This window comes from Nostoc sp. CHAB 5836 (genome assembly GCF_020829445.1).
Taxonomy (GTDB): Bacteria; Cyanobacteriota; Cyanobacteriia; order Cyanobacteriales; family Nostocaceae; genus Nostoc.
Genome location: NZ_JAIVFV010000228.1, coordinates 1 through 9,323 on the forward strand (window position 1 = coordinate 1; position 9,323 = coordinate 9,323).

The 9,323-nt window shown below is 43.1% G+C and carries 9 protein-coding genes; 7 read left to right on the forward strand and 2 right to left on the reverse strand.

Going from position 1 to position 9,323, the window contains the following annotated elements; all coding sequences use genetic code 11:
- The first annotated feature begins 143 nt into the window (after window positions 1-143).
- The 4 genes from LC605_RS28780 (at window position 144) to LC605_RS28795 (ending at window position 3,917) form a co-directional block, all read left to right on the forward strand.
- Window positions 144-1,550, forward strand: a complete 1,407-nt coding sequence (locus LC605_RS28780) for an energy transducer TonB (RefSeq protein WP_229550862.1) — start codon at window positions 144-146, stop codon at window positions 1,548-1,550.
- Between the two features lie 864 nt (window positions 1,551-2,414).
- On the forward strand, window positions 2,415-2,660 hold the full coding sequence (locus tag LC605_RS28785; RefSeq protein ID WP_229550863.1) for a hypothetical protein: 246 nt from the start codon (window positions 2,415-2,417) through the stop codon (window positions 2,658-2,660).
- A 10-nt stretch (window positions 2,661-2,670) separates the two neighbouring features.
- Complete coding sequence (locus tag LC605_RS28790) at window positions 2,671-3,711, forward strand: hypothetical protein (protein WP_229550864.1); 1,041 nt, start codon at window positions 2,671-2,673, stop codon at window positions 3,709-3,711.
- An 8-nt stretch (window positions 3,712-3,719) separates the two neighbouring features.
- Window positions 3,720-3,917 carry a hypothetical protein gene (locus LC605_RS28795; protein ID WP_229550865.1) on the forward strand — a complete coding sequence of 66 codons (198 nt, stop codon included), beginning with the start codon at window positions 3,720-3,722 and terminating at the stop codon, window positions 3,915-3,917.
- On the opposite strand, the gene ilvA is transcribed toward LC605_RS28795, so the two are convergent.
- The gene (ilvA, locus tag LC605_RS28800) at window positions 3,863-5,374 is read right to left on the reverse strand and encodes a threonine ammonia-lyase, biosynthetic (RefSeq protein ID WP_229550866.1); all 1,512 of its coding nucleotides are present in this window, start codon (window positions 5,372-5,374) and stop codon (window positions 3,863-3,865) included. The genes LC605_RS28795 and ilvA overlap by 55 nt on opposite strands.
- A gap of 509 nt (window positions 5,375-5,883) precedes the next feature.
- Here ilvA and LC605_RS28805 point away from each other — a divergent pair.
- The 3 genes from LC605_RS28805 (at window position 5,884) to LC605_RS28815 (ending at window position 8,466) form a co-directional block, all read left to right on the forward strand.
- Window positions 5,884-6,198 carry an RNA-binding protein gene (locus LC605_RS28805; RefSeq protein WP_229550867.1) on the forward strand — a complete coding sequence of 105 codons (315 nt, stop codon included), beginning with the start codon at window positions 5,884-5,886 and terminating at the stop codon, window positions 6,196-6,198.
- A 448-nt stretch (window positions 6,199-6,646) separates the two neighbouring features.
- Window positions 6,647-7,150, forward strand: coding sequence for a hypothetical protein (locus LC605_RS28810; RefSeq protein WP_229550868.1), 504 nt, complete (start codon window positions 6,647-6,649; stop codon window positions 7,148-7,150).
- A 335-nt stretch (window positions 7,151-7,485) separates the two neighbouring features.
- Window positions 7,486-8,466, forward strand: coding sequence for an aldo/keto reductase (locus tag LC605_RS28815; protein ID WP_229550869.1), 981 nt, complete (start codon window positions 7,486-7,488; stop codon window positions 8,464-8,466).
- A 235-nt stretch (window positions 8,467-8,701) separates the two neighbouring features.
- Here the strand turns inward: LC605_RS28815 and LC605_RS28820 are convergent, their stop codons facing one another.
- Window positions 8,702-9,097 (reverse strand): hypothetical protein, encoded by a 396-nt coding sequence (locus LC605_RS28820; protein ID WP_229550870.1) that lies wholly within the window; start codon window positions 9,095-9,097, stop codon window positions 8,702-8,704.
- Window positions 9,098-9,323: the final 226 nt, after the last annotated feature.

The following is a 9,323-nucleotide window of genomic DNA, read 5'->3' on the forward strand; positions in this document are numbered from 1 at the left end:
CTTCTGAATCTTTTACATTTTGTTACATAGTACGGTTGATACTTGCCGATCTACTACTTTGTTTAAATTAGCAGTGTTTGCAAACACAAGATGTTTGTGATCAAGAACACATAATTGGTGATTGAGAATAGGTAGCAATAGCTATGAGCTTTTCTGGCATTACTGTCGAGCAACGTTCCAAAGAAGTTGAGGCTCTCAAGTCTTTTCTGACTTACAGTCTAATAGGTTCACTGGCGCTGCATATCGGCGTACTGTCCTCTGGTATAGGTAATTATTTGACAAGAGTGCCCACAGGAGAAGACGAACCAATAGAAGTGGCGATCGTTGATTCTCCAACTGCAAAGCCAGAAAAACCACTTGAAAAAATTCTAGAAGAACCTAAAAAAGAACCACAAGTTGTTCAAAAACAGTCTATAGAAACTCCACCAGTACAAAAACCAGTACAAGAATTTGTTGAAAGACCAAAAATTCAGTCAGTTCAAGAACAACCAAAACAAACTACTCAAAACCTACAACCAACAAATAGGGAAATTGCTCCCAAGCCATTTATCCCTGTGACAACTGTTGCTCCTGGGAGTGGCGGAGGCGGCGGTAGTTCAGTCCTGACAGATAACTCTAGTAGTTCTGGGTCTAGCGTTGCTTTAAGTACAGGTTCAGGAACTGGTTCTGGGTCTGGTAGTGGTACGGGTTCAGGAACTGGTTCTGGGTCTGGTAGTGGTACGGGTTCAGGAACTGGTTCTGGGTCTGGTAGTGGTACGGGTTCAGGAACTGGTTCTGGGTCTGGTAGTGGTATAGGCAATGAAATAGGAAACCGTCCGACAGTAGCAACAGCGCCAACACCTCCAAAAATTAACAGTTCAGGTAATGGTAATGGTCGTGCAGCCTGCCGCGAATGTAATGCTAAGTATCCAGAGGCAGCAAGACGGCGAGGAGTTGAAGGCAGAGTAGAAGTAGCTGTTGATACTGATGCACAAGGTAATGTTATCAATGTGCGGATTGCTCGCTCCAGTGGAAACCGCGACTTAGATGAAGAAACAGCCAGACAAGCGCGTGAGTGGAAATTAAAACCCACAGAAGGTGGTAGACAAGGAGTATCTATAGCCACTGAATTTGCCATAAAAGGTTCACGGCGATCGCGCCAAGTTCAAGAACGGCAAGCACAAAGACAAGCAGAAGAGAGAACTCGGCAAACTACTGCCAACTCCACAGAGGAAGTTCCAAGACGCAGGCGACGAGAGTTTACACCCTCATCTAATGAAGCTAGAGCCACAAGACCAGCAATATCTGGATTTAGTCGGCGGTTGCAACCTCCAAGTGGGGAAAATACTGCGACAAACTCATCATCTGGAGCTAGGACAACTCGCACTCAAGGAAGTGCAAGAGAGTCCTTACGCCGCATCCAGCGTCAGCGAACAGCTACGGATTCATCACAAAAGCCACAACCAACCGCAAATCGGCGGCGGCGAAGAGATAACGCTAGCCAGAATAAGTTGCGGGATTCTTTGCGCCGTTTACGTCCACAACCTCAATCGCAACCTACTGCTCCCTAGTCAGGAGTAGTCTGTAAAGTTGAAAATCAACTTAGACCCAGGACGAATATATAGCGGTTCTCAATTGCATGGAATACAGACCTAACCCCCAGCCCCTTCCCTTCTAGCGTTGGGGAGTAAGATTCAAAGCCTCTCTCCTCTTAGGAGAGAGGAATGGAAGTGAGGTCAAAACTGTACTGCACCCAAGGGAGAACCGCTATAATTCGCGGCAAACGAAGTCTGCGGAAGCAGACTAAGGTTTTTGCACATTTGGGATGCTCCCGTTTCTAACCCAATACGCTTGGGTTAAGGATTTTCTGGAGAACCATAGGCCTGTAGAGACGTTGCATTGCAACGTCTCTACACTATCCACTCGACAAGGGTTTTAGTCTTATCCCAAGGGTATTGGTTTCTAACCGTTGTTTTAATTTTAATTAGCGATCGCATACCGCCTCCTGTTTTTAGGAGGCGGTTGTTCTTTATACAGAAATATCTTCCTTAAGGATCACCCCTGTAGCATGAAAAAGAGGGGTTAAGAGTAGGATAATTTGATGATGGGCAGTTAGACACACTGGCGATCGCTTGATTTGGCAATCAATAGAAGTCGGAGTGAATAAGCTTGCACTATAGCAATCCATTTTTCTGATCAGGGCGATGAAAATAGCCTGCTTCTAAAGAATGGTAGTAGTGTTTTCTCACCAGCAATTATATGCTGAGAGAATAGTTAATAGCTAACTATGAAGTTACTCATCTGCACTTTATGCTAGGCGTGAAATTCAATGATTTGAATAAAACTTCTACATAAACACACACTGATGCAGTTTGATTTGCTTGAATAGCTATATTGATAGGACATTGAACCGGCGGCAATTCACAATCCTGATTATGGCAAGTAAATTCATTGATGTTAGAGAGTATACTGTCAGAGCGCACAAAAGACAGATTCATACTCGTGTTTTCCAGTTTGTCTGTAAAGAGTGTAACGATCTGACAAAGCGTGAGACTTTCGGCCCTCGACCCTTATATTGTGAGAGATGTCGCCCTCCCCAACCGCCTAAGAAATCCCAGCCAACATCTCAGAAAGCAAAACCTAGAGCAATGTCTTACAAAAGTGACATCGATTTAAATTGATTGACGCCTTATGACTCAAAATGGACAATTAGAACCACCTCCGGGTACCTTTGTCTCACCACTATTGGAATTACGAGACTATTATGCTCGGCTCACAGAAGAGTATGAACGCCTGTTTGTGCAGGCGCGATCGCAGCTCAATCATGTAGAAGCGCTGTTGTCTAACTGGTCTTTTTCTGATCCTAATAAGCACATATCAACACTGACGGCGGCTGATGAAACCTCAAATCTTTCTCAAGAAGGCCCTCTGCGATTTTTATCCCCCTTTGATGACATTGATGAAATGAACTTAATGGGGTCTGTAGAGTCAGATATCACCGACTTAGACAAGTTTGAGATAGATAATTCTTTTTCTGCTGCGGTTGATACAAAAGAGAGTCAACTTCTAACTAGATCACCGCATATAAAGACACCCTCAGAGAACAACGATAGTTTAATGAAGGTGCCGGAAATTCCCATGCTACCCCAGTACCAGCACGCTCTCTCGCGAATGGAAGCCATAAAACAGCTATTGCAAGAGAGTATAGGCACTGTGTGTCATATAGATTTTATCGTGCGATCGCTTTATGGAGACTTGGATTCCGATGTATTCAAAGTAGTTAAAGGTAGGGTTCAATCTTCCCTCACCCAAGGCAGAGAAAGGAATTACTGGGTAACTATTCCCGATGAGCCAGGTTGTTATACTCTCGATTTAAGTTTGCTAGCGCCAAGTAATCGCAATGCTGCTTATAGGAGTATTAGAAACAAAAATAAGAAGCCTTTCATACCCCCGGCAAAAACAGTACCGATGCTCAAAGCCTTTGAGGGTCTATTCTTAATTGATGCCCTCACCTCTCTATTAGAACAAAATCCAGGTAAAGTTTTCAGCGTCGCTGAAGTCATCGCCGGAATTTATGGAGAACTAAATTCTCAGCAACTTAGAGAGATCAAAAATAAGGTGCTGAATGAACTATCTAGAGGCCATCGGACAGGCAGATTCTCTAGGGTTCCTAATCAAATCGGCTTCTATACTTGGGACTCCAATCTGATATTGAAGGGTAGTTCTCGTTAAATTGGAGATTGGGACTGTTATTCTTTTCCTGTCTCTTTGTCCCTCTCTCTACCCGTCTATTGTCATCTCCCTCATCTCCCTCATCTCCCTCATCTCCCTCATCTCCCTCATCTCCCTCATCTCCCTCATCTCCCTCATCTCCCCAGTCCACCTATCCCAAAAACAGCTTATATGCCGGATTTTTGTTTTCATCCCAGTACCGATAGCCCAAGTTATCGAGAAAAGCTTGCCACTCTTCCATCTCGTGGGGCGGAACCTGGATCCCGACAACGATTCGCCCGTAGTCTGCGCCGTTGTTGCGGTAGTGAAAAAGACTAATATTCCAGGCAGGATTCATGGAAGTCACAAATTTCATCAATGCGCCGGGACGTTCGGGAAACTCAAAACGGTAGAGCAATTCATTGTGAGCAAGGGGAGAGTGCCCACCCACCATGTGCCGCAGATGTAATTTGGTTAGTTCGTCGTCTGTTAAATCAAGGGTTTCAAACCCATGAGCTTCAAAGGTTTCAACCATCTTTGCAGCATCGGCACGGTTTTGAATTTGCACACCTACAAAAATATGGGCTGTTTTTTCATCAGCAATGCGATAATTAAACTCCGTAAGATTACGGTTGCCAATACATTCACAAAACTGGCGAATACTTCCCCGCTCCTCTGGAATTGTGACTGCAAAGATCGCTTCCCGGCGTTCGCCCAACTCTGCTCGTTCTGCCACAAAGCGGAGGCGATCAAAATTCATGTTTGCACCGCAGGCGACAGCAATTAAGGTTTGTCCTTCGATTTGTTCTCGTTCAGTATAGGCTTTGGCCGCTGCGATCGCTAATGCACCGGCTGGCTCTAAAATGGATCGTGTATCTTCAAACACGTCTTTAATCGCAGCACAAGTATCGTCTGTATCTACCAAAATAATTTCATCTACATACTGCTGACATAAACGGAAGGTTTCTTCACCGACTTCCCGCACCGCTACCCCATCAGCAAATAACCCCACTTGGGACAAGCGCACCCGATGTCCAGCTTGGAGCGATTGATGCATCGCATCAGCATCTACTGGTTCAACGCCAATAATCTTGATTTCGGGACGCAACCGTTTCACATAAGCCCCAATCCCAGAAATTAATCCGCCCCCTCCAATTGCGACAAAAATTGCATGGATGGGTTGCTGATATTGCCGTAAAATTTCCATCCCGATTGTTCCCTGTCCAGCAATGACATGAGGATCATCAAAGGGATGAATAAAGGTCAATCCTTTTTCTAGTTCTAATTCACGGGCATAGCTATAAGCATCATCGTAAGTATTTCCATGTAACACGACTGCTCCACCCCTCATTCTAACCGCATCTACCTTAACTTGAGGTGTGGTTATTGGCATGACGATAATCGCTTTAGTTCCCAAGCGATTGGCTGCAAGGGCGACTCCCTGAGCATGGTTACCCGCAGACGCAGCGATTACACCTTTTGTTAATATATCTGGTGGCAGTTGCACCATTTTGTTATAAGCACCCCGCAGTTTAAAGGAAAATACTGACTGCATATCCTCACGTTTCAGCAGAAGTTGATTATTCAGCCGTGCAGACAAATTTGGCGCATACTCCAGTGGTGTTTCCTGGGCAACATCGTACACACGGGCAGTCAGAATTTGGATCAGGTAGTCGCAATACATGGGCGTCAAGGTGTTAGCAAATGCCGGATGGAGATTAATTTTACGTTAGAAGCGATCGCACTGGTTTTATTTAATTGCACTTTCTCAAAATTATGAGTGAATAAAATTGGAAAATTACTAACACTATCTGAATATTTTCTATTCACAAATGGGATTTTTTTGTTACCTCACATTCACTCGTAGGTCGATTTTAAAATAGTTTTGCCAACTGTCCAAGTATTTAGCTCAACCAATAAGTTGAGTGTTGCTTATGAACCAATACGGTTCACAAAAGGGCTGAAACTCTTTTTTTACGAACCACAGAGGCGCAGAGAACACAGAGAGAAGAGAGAAGAGAGAAGGAGGAAATGCTTAACCCAAGCGTATTGGTTTATGAACATAACTTTTCAAATTATGTTAAAATCTGCATTAAAGATTAAATTCGGCTGTGCAGTTTGTTTTTATATATACTTGTATTACAGACCTCTCCGGATCTAAATCTCTACAGCCCTTGATTCTGGAGACATTCTATGTCAATTTACGTCGGTAATCTATCTTATGAGGTTAAAGAAGAAGACCTCCGGCACGTCTTTGCAGAATACGGAACTGTCAAAAATGTTCAGTTGCCTATCGACCGAGAAACAGGTCGGGTGAGAGGTTTTGGGTTTGTAGAAATGGAATCAGACGCTGAAGAAACAGCAGCAATTGAGGCCCTTGATAATGCTGAGTGGATGGGTCGCAGCTTAAAAGTTAATAAAGCCAAGCCCAAGACAGACGGAGGTTCCTCTGGTGGTAGACGAGGAAACTATGGTGGTGGTGGTGGTGGTGGCTCTCGCAGCTATTAACTCTAAGGTCTTGAGGGCAGACAAGGCGTCTGCCTTTTTTTGTGCTTCGGTTGATCTAAAATCCTGTTCCAAAATCAGATAGGATTCCTATAAGTACCTTGGTGCGAAAAAATTCAAGTATATTACGAAACGTAAATAACCTTAAAACCCTTACTAATGACAAATAGACATCTGGTGAAAAAGAATTGTTTTGACGTAGCAGTGCTAGGTCTCTACAAGGGTTCTGGGTAACACATATTTAATTTCTGGAGATGTCTAATGACAAATGACAAATGACAAATGACAAATGACAAATGACAAATGACACCCAGTTAACTTTAATTGCGCCGACCTACTTAGCTATGCTGATTCCCACTCAAAGCCAGGGGAGTATCAAAACTGTCTCTGATGAAGCCATGCGTTAGCGTAGCTTACCGTAGATATCGTTTTTGTCACAGGAGTAGCAACCATGAACCCAGAAGCTAAACATATTGTTAGCGAACTAAGGCGTCAGTTCTACTCTAACTTTGCTGCTGCTATGAATATACCAGTAATCATAACTGGTACATCTTATAGTAGTAACTCACCGATCGCATCTTGGATGGATCATAGAGAGAGACTGAACTATATAAATGTATATGCTTATACAGCACCTGACGAATTTGTCCCATTGCGCCCATTTATTCTTCGACTGGCTATTAACAAGAGTGCTGGTAGAGTGACGACCTTCAGAAAAGGACAAGTATGCCGAGGTCTTAATATGTTGTGGGATTTCGAGTTAACTGTACTACCAAAAGAAATCTTAGACTTTCTTCCCTGGATAGTTAACTTAGTTGAGTCCCATGACAAAAGTTCGCCCTTGTTGCTACAATCACCACCCCATTCATTTGAATTAAAAGTGCCAGAGATTGGGTTATTTAATAATGCATGGACTGAGAAAGCTTGGCTCCTCGCAAATTCGTCAATATCTTAATAAGTAGAGCGACGCAAATAAAGCTAACTGGGTAAGGCTGTCATTTGTCCTTCGTCATTTGTAAGGGTTTAAGATGTATTTACGTTTCGTAATATAGTTTGATTTATTCTTGCCGACTTACTTGGTAGTCTGTCAAATTTAAATTTAGGACTTACGTAAGTGTCACAAAAAATAAAAGCTTTTAGTTTGTAGTCAGGGCTTAAGCTTGCATTGAGATGATTTCCCACTCCCTACTCCCCGTCTATCGCGCTTCGCGCACCACGCCAATAATTTTAAAAATCAAAGCGGACTGCTATATACCTGATAATTAATAAGGCAATTTACAGAGAGCAAAGATGCAGACTCTCCAAAAACTCTCCCTCCCAAGTATGGGCTGTGGGACTTGGGCCTGGGGCAACCAACTGCTTTGGGAATATAACGAAAGTATGGATGACGAGTTGCAAGCCGTCTTTAACCTTTGTGTGAGCAACGGTGTGACTTTATTTGATACAGGTGATTCTTACGGAACGGGAAGATTGAACGGTCGGAGTGAGTTACTCTTAGGACGATTTAACCGAGAATATGTAGGTTCAAGCAAAGAAAATATTTGTATTGCCACTAAGCTGGCTGCTTACCCGTGGAGATGGACACGCCAATCAATGGTAAAAGCTTGCAAGTCATCTGCTCAACGCCTGGGAAGAAACGTCGATTTAGTGCAAATGCACTGGTCTACAGGAAACTATGCTCCCTGGCAAGAAGAAGGGCTGTTAGATGGTCTTGCCGATTTGTATGAGCAAAGACTGGTGAAGGGAGTAGGACTATCCAATTATGGGCCGAAACGGCTTCAGCAAGTACAGAAAAAGTTTGCTGCACGAGACATTCCTATTACTACTTTGCAAGTTCAATACTCTCTGTTGTCTACATATCCTGTCACCCAACTAAAGCTCAAAGACCTTTGCGATGAGTTGGGAATTAAATTGATTGCCTACAGCCCTTTAGCTTTGGGACTACTCACAGGAAAATACTCTGAGCAAGGTGCTTTGCCTAAAGGCATCCGAGGTCTACTATTTAGGCAGATATTACCAGGAATGCGATCGCTTTTGGGATGTTTGCGAGAAGTGGCACAGTCCAGAAACAAAACCATGTCACAGGTGGCAATTAATTGGTGCATCTATAAAGGAACCATTCCGATCCCTGGAGCAAAGAGCGTGGAACAAGCTAGGGAGAATATTGGTGCGTTGGGTTGGCAATTAAACGCCAGTGAGATTGCAGAGTTGGATAAGGCAGCAGCGAATGCAGACAAAAAAATGGTACAAAATATCTTTCAAACTAAGTGAAATTTCAACCTCGCTGAATTTTTCGTTGCTCCTCCCTTTCCGAAACGAAAAGGGAGGCTGGGAGGGAGAGGTTCATCGAACTCAGGTTAATTTGGCTTACTAAGTAAGTTGGCGCGAAAAAATTAAAGTATACTACGAAACGTAAATAGGCTTAAAATCTTGACTAATGACTAATGACCAATGACAAAGGACAAATGACAGCCTTAGTCAGTTAGCTTTAATTGCGCCGACCTACTTACTCGATTTGAGCATTATTATTAGATAGTTGTTCTGTACCAGTTTTTAAGCGGTTGACTAAGCTTCTGCGGACGCGAGTACTTTTGCGAACACCACCTGCCATTTCATATTCATGACTGTCTTTACCATACTTAAAAGCAACTCCAAGGAGCATTTTTTCAGTCAGGTCGCTCAAATTTTTTTCCAACTCTTTCATCTCATTTGTATAAGAGTCAATTACAGCTAGAGTGGTATTGTAAGCATCTATTTTACTACGATACTGCTCAATTGCTTGGGTGAGATTTTGCAAGTTGCGAGCATCCCCAAAATCCATGCTCGGATCAATTGCTTTAAGTCCGGCGATTCTCAATTCAGCTTTTTCTAGAACGCGATATGTACGCTTTCGACGAGGCATAATTATGTTCTTTTTATTGTGTTCTAGAGCTAGCTTGCCTTACTAAAGTTTGATGTTGGTTGAGTAAAATCCACAAAGTTTAGTATTGAATGTAACTACAAGTACGTTGGTGCGAAAAAAGTCAAGTATGTTACGAAACGTAAATAAGCTTAAAACCTTTACTAATGACCAATGACAAAGGACAAATGACAGCCTTAGCCAGTTAGCTTTATTTGCGCCAACCTAC

Excerpts from the sequence above, each read along its gene's own strand:
- LC605_RS28810 (WP_229550868.1), top strand. The coding sequence starts at position 6,647 with ATGAACCCAGAAGCTAAACATATTGTTAGCGAACTAAGGCGTCAGTTC.
- LC605_RS28815 (WP_229550869.1), top strand. The coding sequence starts at position 7,486 with ATGCAGACTCTCCAAAAACTCTCCCTCCCAAGTATGGGCTGTGGGACT.
- ilvA (WP_229550866.1), bottom strand. The coding sequence starts at position 5,374 with ATGTATTGCGACTACCTGATCCAAATTCTGACTGCCCGTGTGTACGAT.
- LC605_RS28780 (WP_229550862.1), top strand. The coding sequence starts at position 144 with ATGAGCTTTTCTGGCATTACTGTCGAGCAACGTTCCAAAGAAGTTGAG.
- LC605_RS28805 (WP_229550867.1), top strand. The coding sequence starts at position 5,884 with ATGTCAATTTACGTCGGTAATCTATCTTATGAGGTTAAAGAAGAAGAC.
- LC605_RS28785 (WP_229550863.1), top strand. The coding sequence starts at position 2,415 with ATGGCAAGTAAATTCATTGATGTTAGAGAGTATACTGTCAGAGCGCAC.
- LC605_RS28820 (WP_229550870.1), bottom strand. The coding sequence starts at position 9,097 with ATGCCTCGTCGAAAGCGTACATATCGCGTTCTAGAAAAAGCTGAATTG.
- LC605_RS28790 (WP_229550864.1), top strand. The coding sequence starts at position 2,671 with ATGACTCAAAATGGACAATTAGAACCACCTCCGGGTACCTTTGTCTCA.